Source organism: Pseudomonas sp. Emmai (genome assembly GCF_055179735.1).
This window is the reverse complement of record NZ_CM143685.1, coordinates 3,836,079-3,861,143: the sequence shown is the minus strand read 5'-3', so window position 1 is coordinate 3,861,143 and position 25,065 is coordinate 3,836,079. Positions and strand designations below refer to the sequence as shown.

Genomic DNA, 25,065 nt, shown 5'->3' with positions numbered 1-25,065 from the left:
CCACCCGAAGGTGGTTTTCTCAGTACAAGTGGGTCAGGCGCTATCAGTAAGCCTTGCCAGTCTTGTAGAAGTTCTCGAAGCAGAAGTTGGTCGCTTCGATGTAGCCTTCAGCGCCACCGCAGTCGAAACGCTTGCCTTTGAACTTGTAGGCAATCACGCAACCGTTTTGCGCCTGCTTCATCAAGGCGTCGGTGATCTGGATCTCGCCGCCCTTGCCTGGCTCGGTTTGCTTGATCAGGTCGAAGATATCCGGCGTCAGGATGTAACGGCCGATGATAGCCAGGTTCGACGGTGCATCTTCCGGCGCTGGTTTCTCAACCATGTTGCGCACGCGGTACAGGTCGTCACCGATCAAGTCACCGGCGATAACGCCGTACTTGTTGGTTTCCAGCGGATCGACTTCCTGGATCGCGATGATCGAGCAGCGGTACTGTTTGTACAGCTTGACCATCTGGGTCAACACGCCGTCGCCGTCGAGGTTGACGCACAAGTCATCCGCCAGCACCACGGCGAAAGGTTCGTCGCCGATCAGCGGACGGCCAGTCAGGATTGCATGGCCCAGGCCTTTCATTTCGGTCTGGCGAGTGTAGGAGAACGAGCACTCGTCGAGCAGTTTACGGATGCCGACCAGGTATTTTTCCTTGTCGGTGCCCTTGATCTGGTTTTCCAGCTCGTAGCTGATGTCGAAGTGATCTTCCAGAGCGCGTTTGCCGCGACCGGTCACGATGGAGATTTCGGTCAACCCAGCGTCCAGTGCTTCTTCGACGCCGTACTGGATCAGTGGCTTGTTTACCACCGGCAGCATTTCTTTGGGCATGGCTTTAGTCGCTGGCAGGAAGCGAGTACCGTAACCGGCTGCTGGGAACAAGCATTTCTTGATCATATAAGTCCTTGAAAGGGCTGTGTGTACGAGTTTCGGCGCAGTCTAATCAGGCGGCGTGCACCTTACAATGCCCCGCACTGGCTAACCGATGCCATCATAGAGAAATATTCTGGCGGATAGTTCCCATAAGCTTTTATTGATAGCACAGACCACCGGCTTTGCGCCGACCGGCAATCGCACCACCATACGCCCATCAGCACCCGTTGAGTGCATTTGGCGGTATCATGGCGCGATTGAACCAAGCCAACGAGGCAGATAGATGTCGGTAGCAAAAAGCGTCAACGGGTACCTGATCAATCAGGCGAAAGACGGCCAATGGTGGGTAGACAGCGTCGCGGGCGAGAATATCGCCGGACCTTTCCCGACCGAAGCGTTGGCGATCGAGGTGGCATCGGTGTTGCAAGATCAACCCGCAGGCCCGAAACGGCGCGGCAAGGACAAGTCCTGACACGCAGCTGATTCGAGCAGCCCTGCCATCGCGCAGGGCTTTTTTATGTTTGCCCGCAACAAAGTGGCCAATCGCTATAACCTTTTGACACCGCTGCTGTCACAGGCTTAGCCCCATCATCTGACGACGACAACGACATGAACAAACTTCTGGCACTGATTGCGGTACTGGCGCTCACTGGCTGCGCCACCTCTGAAAAAATCTATCTGAATAACGGCGAGCAAGGCCTGACCATCGACTGCTCCGGGGAAGCCAACTCCTGGGCTACCTGCTACGAAAAGGCTGATGACTCGTGTGCCGGCACCGGCTACCGGATCGTTGGCACCGACGGCACACCGTCGACCAAGGAAAGCGACAAGACCCTGGGCGTCGACGTAGGCAACTTCAAGAACCGCAGCGTGGTGGTGGTCTGCAAGTAAGGCGCCCTGCCCTACATGTGGATTTCGGCAAACTTGATCCCGAGACCGCGCACGGTCTCGATCAAATCGTCCAGGCGACTGAAGGATTCGACTTCATCGTTGTCATCCACCAGGAAATAACTGCGCCCGGCGCTTTTCTTGAAAAATACGATCCACTCCCCCGGATTCGCCGGGTTCTGAATCACGTGGGTGGCAGAGATATGGCCCTCTGCATGGCGTTCCCGAACTTGCTCTCGCTTCATGCGCGGCTCCAGAAATGACGATGCCGCCAAAGCATCGCTCTGGCGGCATCAGGCGGACGGTCGACAGTCTATCAGCCGGAAATGCACACCGTGGCGGCACGCTGCACATCCTTTGGACGTACCGGCACGTTGGACATGCGCTCATGCAATTTGATACTGCTGCCGCCGGAGCGATCTTCGATATCAAATACGGCAGCCGGCCCCGAGGACAGTTTCCCTGGAACAATCACCCGCACGCCTTCCTTATGCGGTTCAAGCTGCAAGGCACCGCGGCTGGAGGCCAGTTTCTCGACCAGGCATTGCGCGTACTCATGAGGTTTTTTACCTGAGATCACGTTCATGGTCGGCAGTGTCTCGTTGATTTCTGCGACATTGGCACAACCACTCACCGCCAGCGCTAGCGGCAGGACCAGGACACCCCATTTCATACAAAACCTCCGATAAAGACCCTCCGACAGCGTAAATACTGTTTTTCTCCGAGGCTCGTTGCATTTATCGCTCATAGAATTCCGAATAACTGTTTTTAATTGTCAAACACGACGCTGACAGCCAGATAATAACCCGTTCGGGCTGATAAACTCTGCCAATTGCCCTGCTATCGTTTTGATTTTGTAGAAAAAGCCCTTCTGGAGGCGCCTCATGAAATTTATCCACCAGCGCGAGCACCTCAATGAGGACGACATTGTCGTCATCCAGTGCTCCCAAATGTGCAACATCCGCTTGATGAACGACGCCAACTTCCGCAGCTTCAAGAATGGCGGCCGTCACACTTACCACGGCGGCGCATTCGACACCTTCCCGGCGCGCATCACCGCACCGAGCACCGGTTTCTGGAACATCACCATCGACATGGTCAACAGCCGCAAGGCTATCAGCGTCACGCGCAAGCCGACCCTGACCCATTCGATCAAGATCGTCCGCCGCTCCAGCACAAAACTGAGCTGAGCAACGCCCTACACGTAAAGAGGCAATCATGACCGTGGCCCAAACGACCAAGTACGTCATCAAATACAAACTCAACGGCGAACGTCGTTTCGAGTTCGCCCTGCTTGAAAACGGCACCGAAGCCGAAGCCAAGGCCGCCCTGGACGCCATTCATGGCCAGGGCGACGACGTGATCAGCGACATCGCCGTCAGCAAAGCGCTGTAACGCGATCGGGAGCGACAACAGGGACGTCAGCTCCCCCGTCTGTAAAAGTTTGACCGCAAGCGCCGGAGTGTTCGCTCGATCAACGCGCCCTAGTCTGGCCACCTCAACCTTAGGTTCAGGAGTCAGAACATGTCTACTTCCTCGATTCGCTATATCAATGGCACGTGTGCGCTGGGCGAGTTGTTGCTGGCGTTCAGCGACAAGGGCCTGTGTGCGTTGCTGCTGGGTGATGACCTGGCCAGCCTGGAACAGGATCTGGCGCGGCGCTTTTGCGGCACGTTGCGGCGCGATGAGGGCTTGGCCCCTTGGCTGGAGCAAACCCTGCGTCACCTCGATAATCCGCGCATGGCCTTTGATCTGCCGCTTGATCTGGCCGGCAGTACCTTTCAACGGCAGGTCTGGGAAGCCCTGCGGCAAATCCCGGTCGGTCAAACCGCCAGCTATCGCGATATCGCGCGACGTCTCGAACAGCCTCAGGCATTTCGTGCGGTGGCCAATGCGTGTGGCGCCAACCCGGTGGCGGTGATCGTGCCGTGCCATCGGGTGCTGCGTCAGGATGGCGGTCTGGGTGGTTATCGCTGGGGGCTGGAACGCAAACGGCAGTTGCTCGATCGCGAGGCGCAACCATGAGCTCGTTGGACTGGGCGTTGCTGGAACAACAGCTCGATCAGGACGGTTGCGCCATTATCCGGTCGTTGTTGAGCCACGAGACGTGCGATCAAGTCAGCGCGTTGTACGCCCAGCCCGAGCCCTTCCGCTCTCAAGTCATGATGGCCCGTCATGGTTTCGGGCGCGGCGAGTACAAGTACTTCAAGTACCCGTTGCCAGAGGTGGTGGGCCGGTTGCGAACCAGGCTCTATCCGCGATTGGTGCCCATCGCCAATCGCTGGTATGAGCACATGGACCTGCCGATCCGTTTCCCCGACACTCACGACGCCTTCCTTGAACGTTGCCATGCCGCCGGTCAGGAGCGACCGACACCGTTGTTGCTGCAATACGGCCCGCAGGATTACAACTGCCTGCATCAGGATTTGTACGGCGAACACGTTTTCCCACTGCAAGTGGCGATTTTGCTATCAGAACCGAACGAAGACTTCACTGGCGGCGAGTTCGTGCTCACCGAACAGCGTCCGCGAATGCAGTCGCGGCCCCAGGTGATCGGACTGAAGAAAGGCGACGGGCTGATTTTTGCCGTCAACCAGCGCCCGGTCAAAGGCGTTCGCGGCTATTACCGCGTGACCCTGCGCCACGGCGTCAGTCGCCTGCACAGCGGAAAACGGCATACCCTTGGAATCATCTTTCACGATGCGTTATGAAACCATGACCCCGACCACCCTCGATCTGTTCGCCGACGTCGAACCCGAGCAACCGCCCCGGCGCGAGCAGCTCGGCGAACAGTCCTACGTCCTCCGGGGCTTTGCCCTGCCCCTGCTCGACCGGTTGTTGCCGGCATTAGAGGCTGTTCTCCTGACCGCACCGTTTCGGCAAATGGTCACGCCCGGCGGTTTCAAGATGTCGGTGGCGCTGAGCAGTTGCGGCACGCTGGGCTGGACCACTGACCGCAGCGGTTACCGCTACACCCGCAACGATCCGCAAACCGGGCAACCCTGGCCGGCGATGCCCGAGGTGTTTTTCGAGCTGGCGCAAACGGCGGCGCGGGAAGCAGGATTTGCCGACTTCGTGCCGGATTCCTGCCTGATCAACCGCTATGTCCCAGGGGCCAAGATGTCTTTGCATCAGGATAAAGACGAAGGTTCCTACGCGGCACCTATCGTTTCGGTGTCCTTGGGGTTGCCGGCAATGTTTCTGTTTGGTGGTTTCGAACGCAGCGACAAGAGCCAGCGAGTGCCGTTGTTTCATGGTGACATCGTGGTCTGGGGCGGTGTTGATCGCTTGCGTTATCACGGCGTATTGCCGATCAAGGAGGGGCAGCATCCACGACTGGGCGATCAGCGGATCAATTTTACGTTTCGTAAGGCGGGCTGAGTTTGACCGCAAGACCCGGAGTGCCACAGCCCGGCCAGTTGCTTAATCTGCATGAAACCCGTCAACGGACCTGAAGCCATGACCCTCTCTTCGACCAAGACCGCCACCGAGAACGACCCTCGCTGGGCCGCCGTCGTCGCCCGCGACCCCAAGGCTGACGGGCAGTTCGTCTATGCAGTGAAAACCACTGGCATCTATTGCCGCCCCAGCAGCCTGGCGCGCCTGCCGAAACCGCAGAACGTCGAATTCTTCGACACCGCGGAACAGGCTCAGGCCGCCGGTTACCGCCCCAGCAAACGGGCGGCGAAGGATCAAAGCGACGTCGCCGCCCAACATGCCGCGACCGTAGCGGCCGCCTGCCGTCAAATTGAATCCGCCGAGACTCTGCCGGCGTTGAACGAACTGGCCGACGCCGCCGGTTTGAGCAGTTTCCATTTCCACCGCGTGTTCAAAGCCGTGACCGGCCTGACGCCCAAGGGTTACGCCAGCGCCCACCGCTCACGTCGGGTTCGCGAGCGTTTGAGCGATGGCGGCTCGGTGACCGACGCGCTGTATGACGCGGGCTTCAATTCCAACAGTCGGTTTTATGAAGCGGCTGATCAGTTGTTGGGCATGAAACCCGGCGATTACCGCGCCGAAGGCCAGAACAACGACATTCGCTTTGCCGTTGGCCAGTGCGCATTGGGCGCGATTCTGGTGGCGCAGAGTGAACGGGGTATTTGCGCAATTCTGTTGGGGGACGATCCGCACCAACTGGTGTGTGATCTGCAGGATAAATTCCGGCGCGCCAACCTGATTGGCGCCGATCATGGCTTCGAGCAGTTGATCGCCCAGGTCGTCGGCTTTATCGAAGCGCCGGCCATCGGCCTGGACTTGCCCCTGGACGTGCGCGGCACGGCGTTTCAAGAGCGCGTCTGGCAAGCCCTGCGGGAGATTCCGGCAGGCTGCACGGCCAGCTACGCCGATATCGCCCTGCGCATCGGTTCGCCGAAAGCGGTGCGCGCCGTGGCCCAGGCCTGCGGCGCAAACAGCCTCGCCGTCGCGATTCCCTGTCACCGGGTGGTGCGCAGCGACGGCAACCTGTCGGGTTATCGCTGGGGCGTGGAGCGCAAGCGGCAGTTGCTGGAGCGCGAAACCCAGCCTTAGACGATGCCGATATGCACCGCGACTGACTCGGGGCCGGTATAGGCTTCAAAGTCAGTCGCAAACCGGCGCTCGATTTGCGGGTTGGACTCGAAATAATTCCAGATGAATTGCCAGGCACTGATCACGGCATCCGGCATGGGTCCGCTGCCCTCAAAGACCAGATAGCGGCCGTCTTCGATAGAGATGCTTTCGTAACCTGGCGCAGACTCTTGTGCCCCCATCCCGGCGGCTACGTAGACTTGTTTGACTTCCATTGCGGCGCCATTCCCTTGATTGAGATCTGCGGCCCTGACGAGCCGCAATGGCGCCTACCTTGTCAGCGATTGACGTCGACGACAACCCTTCCCCGCAGTTGCCCGGCAAGCAAACGCGGAGCCGCCTCGATCGCTTCGCTCAAGCCGATTTCGTGGCTGATCAGCGGCAACAGGGCGAAGTCCAGATCCTCGGCCAGGCGATTCCAGGCCAGCACACGCTTGGCTTTGGGCTGGGTCACGCTGTTAATCCCGGCGAGGGTCACACCGCGCAAAATGAACGGTGCGACGGAGGCCGGGAAGTCCATGCCTTGGGCCAAACCACAGGCAGCGACCGTACCGTTGGCCTTGGTGCTGGCACAGGCGTTGGCCAGGGTGTGGCTGCCGACCGAGTCGATCACCGCGGCCCAACGTTCCTTGGCCAATGGTTTGCCCGGCTCGGACAGGGTCGCGCGGTCGATGATTTCACTGGCGCCCAACTGTTTAAGGTAGTCGTGTTCCGAGGTGCGGCCGGTGGATGCCACCACGCGATAGCCGAGCCTGCTTAACAGTGCGATGGCAAAACTGCCGACCCCGCCATTAGCGCCAGTGACCAGTACTTCGCCTTGTTCCGGGGTGACACCGTTGTGCTCCAGCGCCAGGATGCACAGCATCGCCGTGTAACCGGCGGTGCCGATGGCCATGGCTTGAGCTGTCGTGAACGCCTTGGGCAGTGGAATCAGCCAGTCGCCATTGAGCCGCGTTTTCTGCGCCAATCCGCCCCAATGCCCTTCACCCACGCCCCAGCCATTCAGTACGACAAGGTCACCGACCTTGTAGTCCGGATGCCCGCTGACTTCGACAGTGCCTGCCAGATCGATCCCCGGCACCATGGGGAATTTTCGCACCACCGGGCTGCTGCCGGTGATCGCCAGGCCATCCTTGAAATTCAGCGTGCTGTACGCCACGCGCACCGTCACGTCGCCCTCGGGCAGTTGATCGTCATTGATCTCTTGCAGTGTGGCCCGGTAACCGCTGTCGTCTTTGTCGATCAAAATACCTTTGAACATTGCTGTCTCCCATTGGGTTCGCTGAGGGGGGGTGTCATTGAAATAACACAAAGCAACACATTGCCCTACCCGACTTTCATCCAATCCCGATTTCCAGCGAGCGTTTCCACGACCGGAGGCTATGGGGCAATTACGGCTGGGGTTATGCCTGGGGTCCTCACCTTTACCCGGCGCCGATGCCGTGGGGCGGCGCGGCCTATGGTTATCACGGCGGCGCGGTGGCCTGGGGGCCCGGCGGTTGGGCTGGCAGTACCGGCAACATCTACCGGCAATGGGGTGATCGCGCATCGGTCAGTCGTTACGGTGCCGGCTATAACGCCTGGACCGGCAATCGCTGGGCCGGTCAGGTGGGTAATTCCTACAACTCGCGCACCGGCATCGCCACGGCCGGCCAGCGTGGCGCGGTGCATAACGTCTACACCGGCAACTACGCCGCCGGGCGCAGCGGCGAGATTGTCGGCCCCAATGGCGGCGCGATTGCAGGTGGGAAAGTGACGGCAGGCAACGTGCGCAACGGCACTCAGGTCACCGCCAATCGTGGCGCCGTCTACAACCCCAACACCGGTAACACCACTCAGTACGGCGGCGTACGCGGACGCAACAGCGGCGCCGCTCGTGTGGGTGACAACGTTTACGCCGGGTATGACGGCAACGTCTACAAGAAGACCGACGATGGCTGGCAGTCGATGGTCAAGGGCGGCGGGACACGGGTCAATCCGGCGAACACCGCCCAACTACAGAACCTCAATCGTGAATCGGCGGCGCGCTCGTTCGGCAATGAACGCTTCGACAATTTTCACGATTCGTCCCGGGTCATGAATCGTTCGTTTGGCGGAGGTGGCGGCGGACTGCATCGCCGTTGAGTTGACTGCTGAATCATCGTTGAAGGGGCTGCCAAGGTCGGGTTGATCAACGAGGACGATGGCTGGTTGTTTTGTCTGGTGCTTGAACAGCAGGATGCCTGGTTTTCGGTGTTTATCCTGGACGCCGGCCCGGCGAGCGGCACGTCGGGGGAAGTTCGCGTGGTGCCTGCCTCCCAGGTTCGCCTGACTGAACTGACCTGGCTGCAGGTTCTGGCCTGCGTGCGCCGAGGTGGTCATGGTGCCTTGGCACTGGCGGCACCCTGGCTGCCGCAGGCATAAACACCTTTCAGTAAAACCGACGCTGGCCATTCAGAAAAACAAACTGGTCCGCCACCGGTCATTGCTGCTACAAAACGGGCATTACCGTCGACGTCGGAGAAGCATTCAAATGAGCCAATGGCCAGACACCCGCATTCTTGACCTGCTCGGCATCGAGTTGCCGATCATCCAGGCGCCTATGGCCGGCGCTCACGATTCGGCCATGGTGATTGCGGCGAGTAACGCCGGCGGCCTGGGCTCGTTGCCTGCGGCGTTGCTGAGCCTCGATCAACTGCGCGAAGAACTGAAAACCATCCGCCAACACAGCCAACGTCCGTTCAACGTCAATTTCTTCTGCCACCAGCCACCGCTGCCGGATGAGCAAAAGGCGCGGGACTGGAAGGATTTGCTGGAGCCTTACTACCGTGAACTGGGTGCCGATTTTGATGCGCCAACGCCCGTGTCCAATCGTGCGCCGTTCGATGACGCAACCTGCGCACTGGTCGAAGCATTTCGCCCCGAGGTCGTGAGTTTTCACTTCGGGCTGCCGGAGAAATCGCTGCTGGACCGGGTGAAAGCCACCGGGGCAAAAATCCTGTCTTCGGCCACCACCGTAGAAGAAGCGGTCTGGCTGGAACAACATGGCTGCGACGCAATCATCGCCATGGGCTACGAGGCCGGTGGTCATCGCGGGATGTTTCTCAGCGATGACTTGAACAGTCAGGTGGGGACTTTCGCGCTGGTGCCGCAGATTGTCGATGCGGTGAAACTACCGGTGATTGCCGCGGGCGGGATCGCTGACGCACGAGGGATTGCCGCCGCGTTTCACTTGGGCGCCTCGGCGGTACAGGTGGGCACGGCGTATTTGTTTACAGCGGAAGCCAAGATCAGCGCGGCCCACCACAAGGCGTTGCGCACGGCCAAGGACAGCGAAACCGCGCTCACCAACCTGTTCACCGGGCGCCCGGCGCGGGGGATTCTGAATCGGGTGATGCGTGAAATCGGCCCCATGAGCGACAAAGCCCCGGCCTTTCCACTGGCCGGTGGTGCACTGATGCCGTTGCGGGCCAAAAACCCGGCGGATTTCGCCAATCTTTGGGCCGGACAGGCGTTCAGGCTGGGCATCGAGATGCCAGCCGCTGAATTGACCCGACGATTGGCTGAAGAAGCGTTGGCGAAGCTGACTCACCGCTAATCCCAGAACACTACAAAACCCCTGTGGCGAGGGAGCTTGCTCCCGCTGGACTGCGCAGCAGTCCCCTGTAAAGCGGGGCCGCTTCGCGACCCAGCGGGAGCAAGCTCCCTCGCCACAAATAGCTCCCTCACCACAGAGGAAAGCCCAACAAGTTCCGTTTACAGGCATTTCGCTATATATTCCGATATATAGCGTTTCCACCTCGCATCGGCGCAGTTCTCCCCATAAAAACTGCCCACTGCACTTGCCTACCACGGAGCCGTTCCATGACCATTCGTGCCTCACGTTTTGCCCCTACTTGCCTGGCGAGTGTGCTCGCTGCCTTCGCTTTCGGCTCGGCCCAGGCCGATGAAGTCCAGGTGGCGGTCGCCGCCAACTTCACCGCACCGATCCAGGCGATCGCCGCCGATTTCGAAAAAGACACCGGGCATAAACTAGTAGCGGCTTATGGCGCGACCGGTCAGTTCTACACCCAGATCAAGAATGGCGCGCCGTTCGAAGTGTTCCTCTCGGCCGACGACACTACCCCGCAAAAACTTGAAACCGAAGGTGATACCGTCAAAGGCTCGCGCTTCACCTACGCCATCGGCACCCTCGCGCTGTGGTCGGCCAAGGAAGGTTATGTCGACGCCAAAGGCGAAGTGCTGAAAAAGAACGAATACCAGCACCTGTCCATTGCCAACCCGAAAGCCGCGCCGTATGGCCTGGCGGCCACGCAGGTATTGGCCAAAGAAGGCCTGACCGACAAGGTCAAGGACAAGATCGTTGAAGGCCAGAACATCACCCAGGCCTACCAGTTTGTCTCCACCGGCAACGCGGAATTGGGCTTCGTGGCCTTGTCGCAGATCTACAAAGACGGCAAAGTCACCAGCGGTTCGGCCTGGATCGTTCCTGCCAGCCTGCACGACCCGATCAAACAAGACGCGGTGATCCTCAACAAAGGCAAAGACAACCCGGCCGCCAAGGCACTGGTTGAATACCTCAAAGGGCCGAAAGCCGCTGCTGTCATCAAGTCCTACGGTTATCAACTCTAAATGACGCTGACGAGTGCCGATTTTTCCGCCATCTGGCTGACCCTGAAACTGGCGTCCCTGACGACTGTCATCCTGTTGATTATCAGCACTCCGATTGCGTTATGGCTGTCGCGCACCCGTTCCTGGTTGCGCGGCCCGGTCGGGGCGATCGTCGCCCTGCCCCTGGTGCTGCCACCCACGGTGATTGGCTTCTATTTGCTACTGGCGCTCGGGCCTCACGGCTTCATCGGCCAGTTCACTCAATCACTGGGGCTGGGCACCCTCACATTCAGTTTTGCAGGGTTGGTGATCGGTTCGGTGCTCTATTCGATGCCGTTCGTGGTACAGCCGCTGCAAAACGCCTTTTCCGCCATCGGCACTCGCCCATTGGAAGTAGCCGCCACGTTGCGCGCCAATCCCTGGGACACGTTTTTCAGCGTGATTCTGCCCCTGGCCCGCCCCGGTTTCATCACCGCCGCGATACTCGGTTTCGCCCACACGGTCGGCGAATTTGGCGTGGTGCTGATGATCGGCGGCAATATTCCGGACAAGACCCGGGTGGTCTCGGTGCAGATCTACGATCACGTCGAAGCCATGGAATACGCCCAGGCCCATTGGCTGGCCGGGGCGATGCTGGTGTTTTCTTTCCTGGTGTTGCTGGCGCTGTACTCCAGCCGTAAAACCAAAGCGGGCTGGAGCTGATTGATGATTCAAACCCGTCTGAAACTGCATTACTCGGGGTTCGCCCTGGATGTCGACCTGCAATTGCCCGGTCGCGGCGTCACCGCACTGTTTGGCCATTCCGGCTCGGGCAAGACCACCTGCCTGCGCTGCATTGCCGGGCTGGAGCAAGCCGAAGAAGGTTTCATCCAGGTCAACGATGAAGTCTGGCAGGACAGCAGCAAGAAAATCTTCGTCCCGCCGCACAAACGCGCCATCGGTTACGTCTTTCAAGAGGCGAGCCTGTTTCCACACCTGTCGGTGCTGGCCAACCTTGAGTTCGGCCTCAAGCGCATCCCGAAACAACAGCGCCGGGTCGACATGGCCCATGCCACCGAGCTGCTGGGCATCGGCCATCTGCTGGACCGGCATCCGCAGCACTTGTCCGGCGGTGAGCGCCAGCGCATCGGCATCGCTCGCGCCCTGCTCACCAGCCCGAAACTGTTGCTGATGGACGAACCGCTGGCGGCACTCGACAGCCAACGCAAAAACGAAATCCTGCCGTACCTGCAACGGCTGCACGATGAACTGGATGTTCCGGTGTTGTACGTCAGTCACTCCCAGGATGAAGTGGCGCGACTGGCCGACCATATTGTCCTGCTCAGCGACGGCAAAGCCCTGGCGAGCGGCCCGATCGGCGAAACCCTGGCCCGTCTCGACCTTCCTTTGGCGCTGGGTGACGATGCCGGCGTGGTGATTGAAGGACATGTCAGCGCCTACGACGCCGACTATCAACTGCTCACCTTGCAACTGCCAAACACCGGCCTGAGCATCCGCGTGACCCATTCGCCGATGACCGAAGGTCAGGCCTTACGCTGCAAGGTGCAGGCGCGGGATGTCAGCTTGAGCCTGCACAGCATCGAGCAAAGCAGCATCCTCAATCGCCTTCCGGTCACGGTCATCCATGAATTGGGTGCCGACAATGCCGCCCACGTTCTGGTCCGGCTGGACGCCGGCGGCACGCCGCTGCTGGCGCGGATCACCCGCTACTCCCGGGATCAACTGGGCATTCATCCCGGCCAGTCGCTGTGGGCGCAGATCAAAGCGGTGGCCGTACTGGCCTGAATCTCTTGGCACCACGGCGAAGTCGCGCGGTCAATGGCTGTACAAGCCCTCGATTTCATTGCCAAGGACTACCGCCATGCCCGATACCGCGCTGACCGATGTGTTGCCGCCCGACCTGCATTACGTCGATGACACCCAGCCCGGTATCACCCGCAGGAAACTGCGCGGCAAGTTCTGTTACTTCGATCCAGCGGGCCAGCGCATCACCGATCCCGACGAAATCAAGCGCATCAACGCCCTGGCGGTGCCACCGGCCTACGTCGACGTGTGGATCAGCGCCGACCCGCGCGGCCATCTGCAAGCCACCGGCCGCGATGCCCGGGGCCGCAAGCAATACCGTTATCACACGCGCTGGCGCGAAGTGCGCGACGCCGACAAGTATTCACGTCTCAGGGATTTCGGCCTGGCCCTGCCAAAACTGCGCAAACAACTGGAAGCCCTGCTGGCGGCGCCCGGATTCAGCCGCGACAAGGTCATGGCCACGGTCATCACCTTGCTCGATGCGACGCTGATCCGCGTCGGCAATACCCAATATGCCCGGGACAACCGCTCCTACGGCCTGACCACCCTGCGCAGTCGGCATGTCGAGGTCAATGGCAGTGCGATCCTGTTCCAGTTTCGTGGCAAAAGCGGCGTCGAGCACCAGATCACCGTGAAAGACCGGCGCCTGGCACGGATCATCAAGCGCTGCCTGGAAATTCCGGGGCAAAACCTGTTTCAGTACCTCGATGAAAACGGCGAGCGCCACACCGTCAGCTCCTCCGACGTCAACGCTTACCTGCAAACCCTTACCGGCGCCGACTTCACCGCCAAGGATTACCGCACCTGGGCCGGCAGCGCGTTGGCGTTGGCGGTGTTGCGCGAGCTGCAATGGGAACCGGAATCCGACGCCAAGCGGCATGTGGTGGATATGGTGAAGAACGTCGCCAAACAGTTGGGCAACACCCCGGCGGTATGCCGCAAGTGCTACATCCACCCGGCGGTGCTGGATGGATTCATGCTGGGGGCATTGGCTCAATTGCCGCGGCCGAGGGTGCGCAAAGGCCTCAGGGCCGAAGAAGTCGGGTTGGCGATTTTTCTCGAACAAATGGTCGCCGCCACTGAAAAACCCTGAGCGCCTACGCAGGCCTTGATCGAATCCGAATCCACGTCTAGCCTGACCAATCTCATTTCCCCTGGACGACCGCTAACGTGAACAACTAAGCCTTCCAAAATGTTTGCGCGACAAGCCGCCCACGGCGCTTGTTGGTTTTTCGACATTTTTCGGAGGTGCCGATGACTCACGTCACGCGTCTGCCTGCACTCGTTTCTCTAAACCAACTGTGTTTTCACTTCGCCAATGGCGAGACGATTTTCGAGTCCCTGAACCTTAGTTTCGACCGCATCCCCACCGCTATCGTCGGTCGTAATGGCGTCGGCAAGAGCGTGCTGGGGCGCTTGATTGCCGGGCAACTCAACCCCACCGCTGGCAGCCTGATCTGCCAGGGACATGTTGCGTATGTCCCGCAAACGTTTCCAATCATTGAAGGGCAAACCGTCGCCCACGCCACCGGTTGCGCACCGGCCTTGCAGGCCCTTGCCCGGCTGAATCTCGGCCATGGCTCAAGCGAAGATTTCGACACCTTGGCCGACCGTTGGGACCTGTCCGAACGCTTGCGCCTGCTGCTGGATGAGGCAGGGCTGGCAGACATCGGTCCCGAGGATCTGACGCAACACTTAAGCGGCGGCCAACAAGCGCGTATCGCCCTGATCGGCGCCCTACTCGGCCAGGCTCAGCTTTTGATGCTGGATGAGCCCACCAACCACCTGGACGCCGACGGGCGTCGCTGGCTGCTGCACAAGCTTGACCAGTGGCGCGGCGGGTTGATCGTGATCAGTCATGACCGGCAACTACTGAACCGTATGCAACGAATCGTCGAACTGACACCGCTCGAAGCGAAGGTCTTTGGCGGTCATTACCAGGCGTTCCAGGCACAACGGGACATCGATCGGGCCGCCGCGCACAGGGTCCTCAATCAGGCCCGGACCGAGCGCAATCGCGAACGCCACCGCTTGCAACGGGAGCACGATACGATCCAGCGCCATGTCGCCGGCACACTGAAAAAGGCTGACAGCGCCAATGTCTCCGGCTTCGAAAAAGCCAAGATGAAAGGCGCTGCCAGAGACGCCATGGGGCCGGTACGCCAGGCGCATCAAACTCGCAAAAGCGGACTCGACGCTCAACTGCGGGAAGCCAGCGCCAAGGTGTTGCCCGAGGATTGTGTGGTGGTGAGCCTGCCAGGCACCGCCGTGCCGGCAACTCGACAGGTGTTGACGCTGGTAGACGCGCAACCGCCCTGGTCTGCATCCCGACTGACGTTATCCATGGCAGGCCCGGTGCGCATCGCCGTCAGTGGGCCGAATGGCTGTGGAAAATCCACCTTGCTGCGTATGCTCGCCGGCGAGTTTCCACCGCATACGGGCCAGTGCATCACCCATGTACCCAGCGCCTTTCTCGATCAGCAGCTGGCCTTACTCGACGACCAGCGCTCCGTCGTCGAGCAATTGGGCTTGCTCGACACGCCGTTGACCGAAGGTACGCTGCGCAGTCATTTGGCTCACCTGCAACTGGACGTCAGCCGGGTTACTCGGCCGAGTGGCTTGCTCAGCGGGGGCGAACGCCTCAAAGCGGCCATCGCCATTGCGCTCTGGCGCAAAATACCGGCGCAGTTGTTGCTGCTCGACGAGCCCACCAATCACCTGGACCTTGAGTCCATCGAGGCATTCGAATACGCGCTGCGAGATTTCCCGGGAGCGATCATCGCGGTATCCCACGACCAGGCGTTTCTCAGGGCGCTGGCCCCGACCCACACATTGAAATGGCGCCCGGCGGGCTGGCAGCTACAACCTTTCGGCGATTGATCAAGCAGCAACCGACGAACTGACCTGTCTATTTTTTGCACGATCGCAAAGGGCTTCTATAGTTGATCTGAACACGAATCAGCTACGGTGGTGCCATGGAAGACATTTTCGTTGTGAAACGTTGCAACAAGATCATCATTCATGGCCGCCGAGCCGGAGAAGTCGACCACGCACCACCTGACGCTGCCGTCTGGTACCGCATCGCCGATACCCGCACCCGCGGCTTCATCGGTGACGGCTTCGATCTTGAAGAAGACGCCCGACGTGAGTGCCATCAACTCAATGCCCGCTCACAAGTGACAGCCCGGCAAAGCTGAAAAGGTTCATGATTTCTAACCGGGTCTATACTGAAAAAAGCTGAAGGACCAGCGACCCCATCGGCAGAAAGCTCGCACCAGCGGGCTTTTTGCTGCCACTTGTCAGATTCCTTCAAGGAGGTGTTTGTCATGTCCGAAAAAGAGTCCATCACCACCCTGCTCACCCTGCTCGACTCCCGTCAGGCTCGCCTCGCGGCCGCCTGCAAGGAAATCGCCGACTGGGTCGATCACCAAGGCGGTCACCCTACGGCCCTGAAAATCCGTGACCGGCTGAACGACATCGAGAAAGACGCACCGCTGATTCGCAGCACGCTGTCGTCGCTCCACCCCGTCGAACCACCACTGCCACGGTTCAGATAGATATCCGACTCAAGGACAGGCCTGAATCAGGAAGCATGAACGGCGACAACCGTGTCACCGAGATCCTGCCTGCCTGATAGCCTCCTGCCATACCCGCAACCCGGCCATGCGCTGGGCTTTTTTTTGCCCAAATCCTTTCACATCCTGTTCACAACCAACGCCCTACTGTGGAACCACTCCTTTGAAGAATCCCTTGGCCCGCCCGCATGCGGGCTTTTTTTTGCCTGTTGGTTCCAAAGACGAACGCCGTCGCTGACGAGAGGTCCAACGAACACACGTCACGAAGGAGACGTTCCACATGGTCACTCACTTCAAAGTTGGCGGGCATCTAGCCTGCGGTCATACCGGTACCAATCTGGTTTCGAGCAAAATACTGAACCAGGTGAAATGCAGAAGCTGCCGCAACACCGATGCGTTCAAGGACGCGCGCAAAGAGGAACGCAACGCGACACGTCGCGCGGCGCGCAAGGCCAAGGTGACTCATACCGCTAGTGATTGGCGGGCAGAATGGGTTCAGCGGCTATCGGCCATGCCTGGGCGACAAAGACTGCCTCGCGGATTTCGCGGTCAGGCCTTCGTTTAGATATTCCCCTCGGGCCGATCTGATCGGCCCAACTTATTCCTGAGGCAAACTCCAAGAGCACGCCAAAGCTGAAAAGTACCGCCCGTCCCCGCATACTGGCGCGGCACTTTCAGAATGGACTCTTACTTGAAAACACTAAAAAATCGCTGGATAGCCTTCGTGGCGGCGCTGCTATGCTCCGCCAGTTTCTGGGGCAGCCTTATCTACATGGCCTGGTTTTGGTTCGATCACTCAGCCAAGCGTCATTTTGAAATCTTCGCTGTCCTGCAAATCATCGCCGTTTGTTTGTTCTTTCTGCTGTCCTGCTTTGTGCGCTGCCCCAAGTGCAGAAAGTGCATGGAATTCCTTTACCGGCCTGGCGACGAATCACTCAACAGCCGCCGCCTTCTGGCCTATCAGGTTTACACAGAGTGCGAAGCTCAATGCATCCGATGCAAGACCGTGATGAGGCTAGGCGATTAGCGCAGCGTCGCCTTACCAGGGCCAAAAACTAAAGCCCCTGGGCGGTTCGAAATTTCTGCAGATCAGGGCAATTGCGGCCCGGCCAGTTATGTCGCTCTCGGTCTTATCCCTGGCTAGCTGAATTTCCTGTTGGTAGTCGGGTGATGTGTCGGCGATGAGTATTTCTTCCTTCATCTCTTCCGTCAGCCCCGACTCCGGGTCGTCCATGACGTTGCGAAGGGAATATTTCCCGGCAGGGTTCAAGTGTGAGCACGTCCTCTTCATCGCTACGGTCATCACCGCGGCCTCGCGATTGGACGGCTCCTGGGCCACCGACGCCGCAATACTACTCAAGCCCGCCAGCCCAACGCTGAATACGATGGCTGTTTTTTTCATCAATGAAATCAAAACCCAAGCTCCATGCCTGTCAAAAATAATGCAGCAGAAACAACAAGGCCTGCATGAGAAACCTCATGCAGGCCGTTGATATATAACCTAATAAAAATTAATTTGTAGCAATCATTTCTTTGCAGATGCTTTTCAAAAGGCCCAGGCCATCGGGGGTAGTGAAGAAGTCGTAGGATTCCTTCACTTCACTGGCGTACACGGGGTTTGTCGCCGCCTCTTTGATGATTTTCTCCATCTCGGGAGTCAGGCTAGCCTTCTCCTTCAGCATGTTTTTTTCCAGAGATATTCCCGCGTCGGGGTGTTGCTCCGCACACGCTTGGGTCATAGCGACCAGCGAAATGGCCACGTTGTGGTCCTTGGCAGCGTCACCGGCAGCCGCGGCTGAAACAACGTACCCACCGACAATCATCACAATGCCTAGACGTGCGAACATTTTATGCAAAACCATTTGAAACTCCGTTACTCACTTGATTGGCATCAATGCCTGGAGCGAAGCGTATCGGCCAAACAGGTTGGTTTCTTGAGTACTTTAGGCGGGAATGATCCATATGAATGGACCAGAAACAAACAAGGGTTTGCATCAGCTTTCGCACGCAAACCCTTGATTTTAAATGGTGCCCGAAGCCGGAATCGAACTTAAGCCTAAAACACCAGCATTCATTGATAAAAACTGCAAACCACGAAAACACATGTACTAACCACTGTACTATTTCGTTGCTGCTGGGTTGCTTTTCCCCACTTCTCCCAGCCCATCATACGCCTGTTCGCAAGTCATTCCCCTGGCTCGGGCCTGGTCAGCAAATTCAGCAAGATCGCCCGCTCTCTGGTCAGCGCGCTTGAACACGTCGGCAAGCACCATGACGGCACGGGAAGCTGCCTCGCTTGCGGCGGCAGTGCAGGAATGGCCGCCGACCTGACTGGCTGCGAGTCGAGCGGCAAGGTTGTCGGCTGCTGCGCGCAAGCCGTCAGCAGCAGCGCGAGCAGCGGCAGCATCAGCAGTTGCTTGGTCGATCGTGCGTTGGCCATCTTGAATCGCCTTGTTGATGGATAGTTGACGGGCCTGTTCTTTGGCGCGCTCGGCGGCTTCATTCGTCGCCTTTGCCGAGGCGTCCCGGGTGTCCCGGTCATTCCACATGGCCTGCCATTCGGCATCCTTCACCGACAGGCCTTGTTGGTAGGCGCCGAACAGCGCGCCGGCCGCCAGCAGTACCGCAGCTATATAAGGAGGGACTCGCAGCCAGAGGGAGGTCATGCCGCCCCCAGGAACATCGCCCGTTCGGCTGCGCGGCGCCGCGTCAGACCGGCCAGCGTCTTGCCAGCGGCCTTATCCCAGCGCGTGAACTGATCCGCAGCAGCGGCATAGTCACCAGCATTGAGCAGCTTCAGCAGCGTCGACGAGCCAAGGTTGGCCGACCCCAGGTTGTAGGTGAAGCTCATCAGGGCGTCCCACTGGTTCTGGCTGAGAGGCAACTTCACCAATCGATCGATCTCCGGCTCAAAGCGGGCGATGTCGTTCTGCAGCATTCGCTCGGCCTGCTCGGCTGAAATGGTCATGCCCGCCTTGATGCCGCGCGTAGTGCCATAACCGATAGTCCACGGCTCTGCGCCAGTTCCTGGATCTGGATAAGAGGTGAGCCGCAGCCCCTCGAACGACTTGATCAGGCTTACGCCCTTCTGTGATGTGCGCATTCGTCAAACTCCAGGAATGAAAGCGCCGGCTTGTTTGCCGGCGTTCGAGAGGATCTGCAGCAGTTGCTGCTGGGTGATGGGCATGGGGCTCTCCAGAAAAAACCATCAATGGGCGACTACTTCTAATTTGAGTAAGATGCGATGGGTCCGCGTAGCGTTTTAGCACTAGCAATGAAGTCTGTTAAAAACAAATCATCTTCAACCGTACTGCTATGCTTATCAATGCTATTGATTTTTCTAGGCGTTTGTTCGCGCCACAATGCGATAACAGCAGCAGCACCAATTATATTTTATTTGTCGTGGATTATTTGCACAAAACTCCCAAATCGAAAAATCAAAACGCTGATTTTCACAGCAATCATCGGCTCATCCATTACAGGGCTCATGTACGTATCGAAGCTTCAAATTGACAAATACTCTTTTCCAGAGTTTCGAGAGCTGAGCGGATCGACAAAGCTAATCCCTATAGTTAGAAAAATGGATATAGCCGGCGCGAGTATTTGTTTAGACGAAAATTTGTTCTCTGAGGTATCGCCAGGCTTAACTATTACCGAAATAAAAAACACTTACGACCCAAGGCATTCAAATCTCTCAGACCATCTTCTAAAAAAAATCACCACGGATGAAAAGCTAGATGAACTATGGGAAACGGTGGCGATCAATCACCCTATATGCTTCCTGCATAACAAAATTCAACTCACCAAATACCTATTCGGCTTCAACTCCGGCGAACAATTTTTGATAACCGCACCGCAAATAGACATCAACGATTACGGCTACAGCCTTGCTAAATCTAAAACTAGAGAATCCGTTGTCAAATACATCAACGAATACTCAAGCCTAATATTTTTCAAGCCATGGTTTCTTTATCTCACCACTCTCTGCATATTGACGCTCTCAATACTAACAAGAAAGCCGAATATTGAAGCGCTAGTGCTATTCTTATCAGCTGCGCTATACGCCCTCGGACTTGTAGCGCTTGGAAATGCGGCGGATGCTCGACTACTATTTTTCTCCACGACAGCATGCCTGCTTGGAGCGTTAATCACATCAGCTCACCTCATAAAAACCAGGTCCACCAGCAAGCTTTCAACGTGCCACTCTAAGCCAGGCTACAAATAGAAGTTAATTATCAGTGCCGATATTATTCGGCACTGATAATTCTACTTAAGCCCTCTTCTGGCACGCACATCTAACACGCACCTACTCAATCAATTGGCGCCGGCAATGCTTCCCGCACCCAGACTGGACAAGCGTCGTAATAAGTGGACCACCGAGCATCCTCCGAGTCTACCGTGCCCATGTTCGGCCAGTATTCCGGACCCTGCGGCGACCCAAAGTAGGAGATTATTTCCTCCTCGCTTTCGCCCTCAAACTGTACGTTTAACTTTGCCATTGATGGCTCCTTAGAAAGAGTATTGCGTCACGTTAACAAGGAGAGTGACCGTCCCAGCAGCGTTGAATCTTGTGTAAATGGTCTGCTGGGTCACGATCTTAATGTCGCGGAATGCGCCAATGGATTGGACAGTGTTTGTTGAAAGAAGCTGCTGCGCATCCGTGACACCGTCCGGCGAGGCGAACATCGATAAGGTCGTACTGACGCTGGACGAGGAGTTCATCAGCACCGACACCTTCTTGGCATTCGGCGGGATGCCGCTACCAATGTTCGTAGGCGTGAATGCAGGCTGTGTCGAAGTTATGTTGATGACAGTGGATAACGCGACAGAAATGTCTCGATCTTGTTGCCTGCCGATTTGCAGCAGGCCGCCGGCGGTGGTTCCCCAAACACTGACCAGTGCAGAAGCTGTGTAGCCTGAGGGCATTACGCCTGCACAGACTTCAGGCGCGACAGCTGAGGTTGAATTTACAGCGAGTAATGCAGATGTGTCTGTTGTTGGATTGTAGATCGCGTAGATAGCCACCCAACCACTTACAGGGGCCGGGCCTGTATCCATGCCGCCCGCACCAGTAGCTGCAAGGTTGATCGTTTTGTTGAAATTGGGGATCAGCCATGCGGCGCCGCCAAGCGCCGATTTCACTGCAACCTCGCTTGCAGTGAACGTTGCAGTAGCGCTTGCAGCACTGACATTCATCCCGGCATTGCGGATGCTCCCGATCACAGCGGCCATCTGCTTGAGCTGGATGGCATGCTGGCTTTGGGTGGCAGCAGCGACCTGAAGTGCACCGCCAGTGCTATCGATCAGAATCCATGATCCGGAACCAATCGAGCTGTTGTATTGCAGCCAGACATCACCGGTTGCTACGATCTCGCCGCCCTGAAGGGCTGAGTGCGCACCACCGACAATTGGCCTGGCTCCCAGGCCATTAGGATTGAACGTACAGGCGCTGGTGTTAGCCACGGAGGCTCTGTACTTGAGCACCATGCCATCCGTCAAAGCGGTTACTGGCGGAATGAAGTTGGCTGTGTGCGCATTCGCAGTGCCGCCCCCAGCGATATAAGCTCCGCTGTTTACCTGCACGATTTTCAGCAGCGCGTCGTAATACTGAGAGCTTGTCGCAGAATCCACGGTTCCGTTTGCCGTGATCACTGCTTTCGATAGTAGCGACTGAAAAAAGCCTTCCTTGTCATTCGCCCAATCCGACTCAAGATAAGATCCATCTTTCGCGGTAGGGGATGTTCTGTTTTTGAATGACCCCTGCGGATAACCAGCAGATGGGTTGTTAAACCTTCCTGGATAACGCTCATTGAGCTTTAAAGCCATTTCAACCCCCTATATAGCCAGCAAATTCTGCGCTCTCGTCCCCGAACTCGGCATCTGCATCGCCGAATTCGAACATTCCGAGCCCCTCAAGGAACCCGTTAAATCTCACTGCTTGGGGCTTTGGTACGAGCCCGGCATTCAACAATGCGAACCTCTCAAGATCAGAGATCTCACCGTAAAACTCGATGCTGAACGACATATCCTCGCCGTCAGTTACGCGGAGGACATCTGCGTGCGGCAGTAAAAAATTCATCCCGTCGAGGATGTTTTCTATCGTGGCGTCGCCGTTGTTTTTGACTATCTTGGACTTGATGACCAGTCGGTAAAGCTCGTTGGAGAGCTTGCCGTCCTGGTCAATGTTCAGTGCGCTGAACATCGCGTCGTCGTCGCCAAACTCACTGCCGTCGGTAAGGTCGAACAGCCCCGGATTCATTGGCATTGATCCGGCAAAGCTGCGCGGGGCGACGACGATTCGCCCGATTACATCCAGCTGCTCATCGACGGCTGTATCGATGTCGTAGCTCTTGCGAACGGCTTCAGCCGCTGCCTTTATGCTTCCACCGAGCATTCGTGCGATTGCGTACCAGGCCACAGCCTTCGGCTTGTTGTTGTACTGCGCGTAGATCCTGTCCGGGATATTCATCATGTGATTACCACAGTGATATTGCTCTCGGTCCAACGCGACATCTGGTTGAAGGCGATGGCTAGCGTTCCTGTCGTGCCGTTCAAACTGGAAGTCGCGATGTTAACGTAGCTGTTCCCGTACGACCCGATCACTTGGTTGACCGGCGTCAGGATGGTGCTGAAGGGAACAGGCTCGCCAATATCGAAACCGGTGATCTTGAATCCGACGTCGGCCGGGATTAGGTCGCCGGCAGCGAACTCAAGGACTGCCTCCTTTATGAGTTGATCAGCATTGGCCGGCAGCGAGCCATCATTCTTGATGTCGAGCAGCAGGATCCCGTCGACGTAGATCGGGCGGCTGGCCTTGATGATCTTTTTGTTCGACGGATACTTTGGCGATGTAACCAGCACTTGAAATGGCGTTCCTGCCTGGTAAAGAAGAGCGCCCGGGTTTTTTTTCAGATAGATCGCCATCGCCACATCGTCATCCGTTCCGCCGTCAATGATTGGGGCGATGGAATGTGCTGGCAGGCCGTATGGATTATCGGCCGACACCGACGCGCTGTTGGTGTCGTTCTCGTAGGCCTTGACCCGGCGAACACCTTCAACACCGAACAGCTCGCCAATCATGGCGTCGATCTGGTTGTTTCCTGGGCGACCAACCGCGGTTGCGCGCGTAACCCGAAGCTGCTCGTTGCTCTGCGCGTCAGTTCCTGGTGTGGCCGGGGCCTGGTTGGTCACGGAGGCAAGGCCAGCCACCACATCAACGATGCGCGTGATCGTGCCCGCATCCGCCTGGGTTGGCCCTGCGACAGCGCAGGTAGCATTGACGGTTACCGAGCCAGTTCCATCAGCAGTGACCGTTTGATCGGTCGCCCAGCGGCTTCCGGTAACAATCGACTCGAAAAGGTTGCCCTTGAAAATCACGGTGCCAGGTGTCGCCGTAAGGGTAAGTTCGACACTTGAGGCTGATCCGCTGGACCGGATGGTTCCGGTGAGCGAGCAGATGATGTCCAGGTCATTGCCCTTGGCCTTATTCGGGTCTTTCGAGTTGTAAGCGCGCTGCAGCGTCTCGTCCAGGGCGTAGAAAATCTCGGAGTCGTGCGCCATCTTCAGGCCGTCGGGCGTGGATGGGTCGAGGTTCCACAGTGGATCAATCTCCACGTAGAACTGGCGCTCCTGGGCGAACCACTCATTTTGAGTCTGTAGCACGTAGCCGGTCGAAGTCAGGCTAGCCATTCAGTGTTACCTCGTCCGTGCCGAACTCAGTGAGTATTCCAGCGGTCACGCTGTAGCGGCGGGTGGTGATGTCGAAGTCAGCGGAGAAGCTTGTGAGACGGATGACGCCAGGTGTATTGGCGATCCTTGCCCTGAGCGCCGCCTCGGCGGCCGAAAGGCTGGTGAACTTGCCGAGGATCTGCTCGTACCACGGCGTGCCGTCGGTTATGTCGCGGAAGTATTCGCCCAGGAACAGGCGAAGTCGGGTCAGGACAGTTTGTGCGATCTCTTCCTTGCCGCTGAGGAACTGCTGGCCACGGGTCACGATGTCGCCGTTTTCGTCCAGTCTGCGAACGGTCATGTCACTGGCGCTCCGCTATTGCCCGATCCGGGCGTTACACCGCTATGGATATGCAGGTTCAGGTTTACGCCAGTGGCGGTGATGATGTTGCCATCGGGCGTGATGGTCAGGCCATTGATCAGAAAGGACCCATCAGCCAGCAACTGGAACATGCCAGCGCCGTTCTGCATCAGGGTTGTGCCGTCGGCCAGGACGTTGAAACGGGCAACCCCGTTATCCATGGTGATGCTGTTGTCGTTCTTCAGCCAAACGAACTGCGTGCCGGCCTTATTGCGCATGCGCACGCCGTTGTTCTGAAAGTCGGGCAGCACGTTCGGCTGGGAGCGGAACCCAGGCAAAAACATGGCGTCCTGCATGCTGTGGAAGCGGCCGATCGGGTTGGACGCGACTCCCCCGCTTTGCACCCAACCATCAATGCATCGCTGGGAGAACAGAATGTCACCCTCGCAGCCGTCATCTATCTGGTATTCAATGCAGTAGTCGCCACCAGGGAAGTACACCGGAACCTCGATGATTGGCTTGATAGTGAACTCGGCCCCGTTTATATCGACCCTTGTTATTCCGACCTGTATTTGAGCTCTCTGCGTATCAGAATTAAACCCAAGAACATGCCCTGGAACTGACGTACATAGGTTCTTTATAAGTTCTCGAAAAGCATCGCGTATAAGCTTCGCCTGCTTTGCGCGGCCTTCTGACTCAAGCATGCCTACCTCGAATTCAATGAACCCGTGATAGGCGGGCTGGTTTAGTTG

35 protein-coding genes are annotated in these 25,065 nt (G+C 57.9%); 21 read left to right on the top strand and 14 right to left on the bottom strand.

Going from position 1 to position 25,065, the window contains the following annotated elements; translation table 11 throughout:
• Positions 1-43 precede the first annotated feature (43 nt).
• Complete coding sequence (gene galU / locus ACY4LX_RS17890) at positions 44-883, bottom strand: UTP--glucose-1-phosphate uridylyltransferase GalU (protein WP_054050566.1); 840 nt, start codon at positions 881-883, stop codon at positions 44-46.
• A 259-nt stretch (positions 884-1,142) separates the two neighbouring features.
• Between galU and ACY4LX_RS17885 the strand changes: the two genes are divergently transcribed.
• Together ACY4LX_RS17885 and ACY4LX_RS17880 are read left to right on the top strand one after the other, a co-directional pair.
• Positions 1,143-1,331 (top strand): hypothetical protein, encoded by a 189-nt coding sequence (locus tag ACY4LX_RS17885; RefSeq protein ID WP_054050563.1) that lies wholly within the window; start codon positions 1,143-1,145, stop codon positions 1,329-1,331.
• 137 nt (positions 1,332-1,468) lie between these two features.
• Entirely contained in the window at positions 1,469-1,750 is a 282-nt protein-coding gene (locus tag ACY4LX_RS17880) for a hypothetical protein (RefSeq protein ID WP_149661723.1), read from the top strand.
• Between the two features lie 11 nt (positions 1,751-1,761).
• Here ACY4LX_RS17880 and ACY4LX_RS17875 read toward each other — a convergent pair whose 3' ends face one another.
• Positions 1,762-1,992: a hypothetical protein gene (locus tag ACY4LX_RS17875; protein WP_027922990.1), complete on the bottom strand. Its 231-nt coding sequence runs from the start codon at positions 1,990-1,992 to the stop codon at positions 1,762-1,764.
• Positions 1,993-2,063: 71 nt separating this feature from the next.
• A complete protein-coding gene (locus tag ACY4LX_RS17870) occupies positions 2,064-2,420 on the bottom strand; it encodes a hypothetical protein (RefSeq protein ID WP_149661722.1) in 357 nt (118 codons plus the stop codon).
• A 211-nt stretch (positions 2,421-2,631) separates the two neighbouring features.
• On the opposite strand from ACY4LX_RS17870, the gene ACY4LX_RS17865 reads away from it, so the two are divergent.
• From ACY4LX_RS17865 to ada, 6 genes are all read left to right on the top strand, one after another.
• A complete protein-coding gene (locus ACY4LX_RS17865) occupies positions 2,632-2,937 on the top strand; it encodes a DUF1883 domain-containing protein (protein WP_054050556.1) in 306 nt (101 codons plus the stop codon).
• 28 nt (positions 2,938-2,965) lie between these two features.
• On the top strand, positions 2,966-3,142 hold the full coding sequence (locus tag ACY4LX_RS17860) for a hypothetical protein (RefSeq protein ID WP_463257289.1): 177 nt from the start codon (positions 2,966-2,968) through the stop codon (positions 3,140-3,142).
• Positions 3,143-3,271: 129 nt separating this feature from the next.
• Positions 3,272-3,772, top strand: a complete 501-nt coding sequence (locus ACY4LX_RS17855; protein WP_463257288.1) for a methylated-DNA--[protein]-cysteine S-methyltransferase — start codon at positions 3,272-3,274, stop codon at positions 3,770-3,772.
• Positions 3,769-4,458, top strand: coding sequence for a 2OG-Fe(II) oxygenase (locus ACY4LX_RS17850; RefSeq protein ID WP_463257287.1), 690 nt, complete (start codon positions 3,769-3,771; stop codon positions 4,456-4,458). Before ACY4LX_RS17855 ends, ACY4LX_RS17850 begins: the two co-directional genes overlap by 4 nt.
• On the top strand, positions 4,448-5,128 hold the full coding sequence (alkB, locus tag ACY4LX_RS17845; RefSeq protein ID WP_463257286.1) for a DNA oxidative demethylase AlkB: 681 nt from the start codon (positions 4,448-4,450) through the stop codon (positions 5,126-5,128). The genes ACY4LX_RS17850 and alkB overlap by 11 nt, the downstream gene beginning before the upstream one ends.
• 78 nt (positions 5,129-5,206) lie before the next feature.
• Complete coding sequence (ada, locus tag ACY4LX_RS17840; protein ID WP_463257285.1) at positions 5,207-6,274, top strand: bifunctional DNA-binding transcriptional regulator/O6-methylguanine-DNA methyltransferase Ada; 1,068 nt, start codon at positions 5,207-5,209, stop codon at positions 6,272-6,274.
• Here the strand turns inward: ada and ACY4LX_RS17835 are convergent.
• Together ACY4LX_RS17835 and acuI are read right to left on the bottom strand one after the other, a co-directional pair.
• The gene (locus ACY4LX_RS17835) at positions 6,271-6,528 is read right to left on the bottom strand and encodes a GyrI-like domain-containing protein (protein WP_463257284.1); all 258 of its coding nucleotides are present in this window, start codon (positions 6,526-6,528) and stop codon (positions 6,271-6,273) included. The two genes, ada and ACY4LX_RS17835, sit on opposite strands and share 4 nt — an antisense overlap.
• A gap of 62 nt (positions 6,529-6,590) precedes the next feature.
• Positions 6,591-7,574, bottom strand: coding sequence for an acrylyl-CoA reductase (NADPH) (gene acuI / locus ACY4LX_RS17830; RefSeq protein ID WP_463257283.1), 984 nt, complete (start codon positions 7,572-7,574; stop codon positions 6,591-6,593).
• Positions 7,575-7,750: 176 nt separating this feature from the next.
• Here acuI and ACY4LX_RS17825 point away from each other — a divergent pair, with 176 nt between their 5' ends.
• The 12 genes from ACY4LX_RS17825 to ACY4LX_RS17770 all read left to right on the top strand — a co-directional run bounded on the left by ACY4LX_RS17825 (position 7,751) and on the right by ACY4LX_RS17770 (position 17,311).
• Positions 7,751-8,437 carry a hypothetical protein gene (locus ACY4LX_RS17825; protein ID WP_463257282.1) on the top strand — a complete coding sequence of 229 codons (687 nt, stop codon included), beginning with the start codon at positions 7,751-7,753 and terminating at the stop codon, positions 8,435-8,437.
• A gap of 42 nt (positions 8,438-8,479) precedes the next feature.
• Complete coding sequence (locus tag ACY4LX_RS17820; RefSeq protein WP_463257281.1) at positions 8,480-8,716, top strand: hypothetical protein; 237 nt, start codon at positions 8,480-8,482, stop codon at positions 8,714-8,716.
• A 109-nt stretch (positions 8,717-8,825) separates the two neighbouring features.
• On the top strand, positions 8,826-9,890 hold the full coding sequence (locus tag ACY4LX_RS17815) for an NAD(P)H-dependent flavin oxidoreductase (protein ID WP_463257280.1): 1,065 nt from the start codon (positions 8,826-8,828) through the stop codon (positions 9,888-9,890).
• 266 nt (positions 9,891-10,156) lie between these two features.
• Positions 10,157-10,924 (top strand): molybdate ABC transporter substrate-binding protein, encoded by a 768-nt coding sequence (gene modA / locus ACY4LX_RS17810; RefSeq protein WP_463257279.1) that lies wholly within the window; start codon positions 10,157-10,159, stop codon positions 10,922-10,924.
• Positions 10,925-11,605, top strand: a complete 681-nt coding sequence (gene modB, locus ACY4LX_RS17805; protein ID WP_463257278.1) for a molybdate ABC transporter permease subunit — start codon at positions 10,925-10,927, stop codon at positions 11,603-11,605.
• A 3-nt stretch (positions 11,606-11,608) separates the two neighbouring features.
• Complete coding sequence (modC, locus tag ACY4LX_RS17800; protein ID WP_463257277.1) at positions 11,609-12,688, top strand: molybdenum ABC transporter ATP-binding protein; 1,080 nt, start codon at positions 11,609-11,611, stop codon at positions 12,686-12,688.
• A gap of 76 nt (positions 12,689-12,764) precedes the next feature.
• A complete protein-coding gene (locus tag ACY4LX_RS17795) occupies positions 12,765-13,802 on the top strand; it encodes a DNA topoisomerase IB (protein WP_463257276.1) in 1,038 nt (345 codons plus the stop codon).
• Positions 13,803-13,963: 161 nt separating this feature from the next.
• A complete protein-coding gene (locus tag ACY4LX_RS17790) occupies positions 13,964-15,589 on the top strand; it encodes an ABC-F family ATP-binding cassette domain-containing protein (RefSeq protein ID WP_463257275.1) in 1,626 nt (541 codons plus the stop codon).
• 95 nt (positions 15,590-15,684) lie between these two features.
• The gene (locus ACY4LX_RS17785) at positions 15,685-15,906 is read left to right on the top strand and encodes a hypothetical protein (RefSeq protein ID WP_149661707.1); all 222 of its coding nucleotides are present in this window, start codon (positions 15,685-15,687) and stop codon (positions 15,904-15,906) included.
• 129 nt (positions 15,907-16,035) lie between these two features.
• A complete protein-coding gene (locus ACY4LX_RS17780) occupies positions 16,036-16,266 on the top strand; it encodes a hypothetical protein (RefSeq protein WP_133836423.1) in 231 nt (76 codons plus the stop codon).
• 298 nt (positions 16,267-16,564) lie between these two features.
• Complete coding sequence (locus ACY4LX_RS17775) at positions 16,565-16,849, top strand: hypothetical protein (RefSeq protein ID WP_149661706.1); 285 nt, start codon at positions 16,565-16,567, stop codon at positions 16,847-16,849.
• Positions 16,850-16,975: 126 nt separating this feature from the next.
• Complete coding sequence (locus ACY4LX_RS17770) at positions 16,976-17,311, top strand: hypothetical protein (RefSeq protein WP_149661705.1); 336 nt, start codon at positions 16,976-16,978, stop codon at positions 17,309-17,311.
• A 12-nt stretch (positions 17,312-17,323) separates the two neighbouring features.
• On the opposite strand, the gene ACY4LX_RS17765 is transcribed toward ACY4LX_RS17770, so the two are convergent.
• The 4 genes from ACY4LX_RS17765 to ACY4LX_RS17750 all read right to left on the bottom strand — a co-directional run bounded on the left by ACY4LX_RS17765 (position 17,324) and on the right by ACY4LX_RS17750 (position 19,387).
• Positions 17,324-17,698 carry a hypothetical protein gene (locus ACY4LX_RS17765; RefSeq protein ID WP_463257274.1) on the bottom strand — a complete coding sequence of 125 codons (375 nt, stop codon included), beginning with the start codon at positions 17,696-17,698 and terminating at the stop codon, positions 17,324-17,326.
• Between the two features lie 97 nt (positions 17,699-17,795).
• Positions 17,796-18,146 carry a hypothetical protein gene (locus ACY4LX_RS17760; RefSeq protein WP_149661703.1) on the bottom strand — a complete coding sequence of 117 codons (351 nt, stop codon included), beginning with the start codon at positions 18,144-18,146 and terminating at the stop codon, positions 17,796-17,798.
• A 258-nt stretch (positions 18,147-18,404) separates the two neighbouring features.
• Positions 18,405-18,950, bottom strand: a complete 546-nt coding sequence (locus ACY4LX_RS17755; protein ID WP_463257273.1) for a DUF2514 family protein — start codon at positions 18,948-18,950, stop codon at positions 18,405-18,407.
• Positions 18,947-19,387 carry a lysozyme gene (locus ACY4LX_RS17750; RefSeq protein WP_463257272.1) on the bottom strand — a complete coding sequence of 147 codons (441 nt, stop codon included), beginning with the start codon at positions 19,385-19,387 and terminating at the stop codon, positions 18,947-18,949. The genes ACY4LX_RS17755 and ACY4LX_RS17750 overlap by 4 nt, the downstream gene beginning before the upstream one ends.
• A 171-nt stretch (positions 19,388-19,558) precedes the next feature.
• On the opposite strand from ACY4LX_RS17750, the gene ACY4LX_RS17745 reads away from it, so the two are divergent.
• Positions 19,559-20,509 carry a hypothetical protein gene (locus ACY4LX_RS17745; protein ID WP_463257271.1) on the top strand — a complete coding sequence of 317 codons (951 nt, stop codon included), beginning with the start codon at positions 19,559-19,561 and terminating at the stop codon, positions 20,507-20,509.
• A gap of 284 nt (positions 20,510-20,793) precedes the next feature.
• On the opposite strand, the gene ACY4LX_RS17740 is transcribed toward ACY4LX_RS17745, so the two are convergent.
• From ACY4LX_RS17740 to ACY4LX_RS17720, 5 genes are read right to left on the bottom strand one after another with little or no spacing between them, the layout of a single operon-like run.
• Positions 20,794-22,110, bottom strand: a complete 1,317-nt coding sequence (locus tag ACY4LX_RS17740; RefSeq protein ID WP_463257270.1) for a hypothetical protein — start codon at positions 22,108-22,110, stop codon at positions 20,794-20,796.
• 1 nt (position 22,111) lies between these two features.
• On the bottom strand, positions 22,112-22,756 hold the full coding sequence (locus ACY4LX_RS17735) for a baseplate wedge 1 family protein (RefSeq protein WP_463257269.1): 645 nt from the start codon (positions 22,754-22,756) through the stop codon (positions 22,112-22,114).
• Positions 22,753-23,973 carry a baseplate J/gp47 family protein gene (locus ACY4LX_RS17730; RefSeq protein ID WP_463257268.1) on the bottom strand — a complete coding sequence of 407 codons (1,221 nt, stop codon included), beginning with the start codon at positions 23,971-23,973 and terminating at the stop codon, positions 22,753-22,755. Before ACY4LX_RS17730 ends, ACY4LX_RS17735 begins: the two co-directional genes overlap by 4 nt.
• Positions 23,966-24,313, bottom strand: coding sequence for a hypothetical protein (locus tag ACY4LX_RS17725; RefSeq protein WP_463257267.1), 348 nt, complete (start codon positions 24,311-24,313; stop codon positions 23,966-23,968). Before ACY4LX_RS17725 ends, ACY4LX_RS17730 begins: the two co-directional genes overlap by 8 nt.
• Complete coding sequence (locus ACY4LX_RS17720) at positions 24,310-25,017, bottom strand: Gp138 family membrane-puncturing spike protein (protein ID WP_463257266.1); 708 nt, start codon at positions 25,015-25,017, stop codon at positions 24,310-24,312. The genes ACY4LX_RS17725 and ACY4LX_RS17720 overlap by 4 nt, the downstream gene beginning before the upstream one ends.
• Between the last annotated feature and the right edge of the window lie 48 nt (positions 25,018-25,065).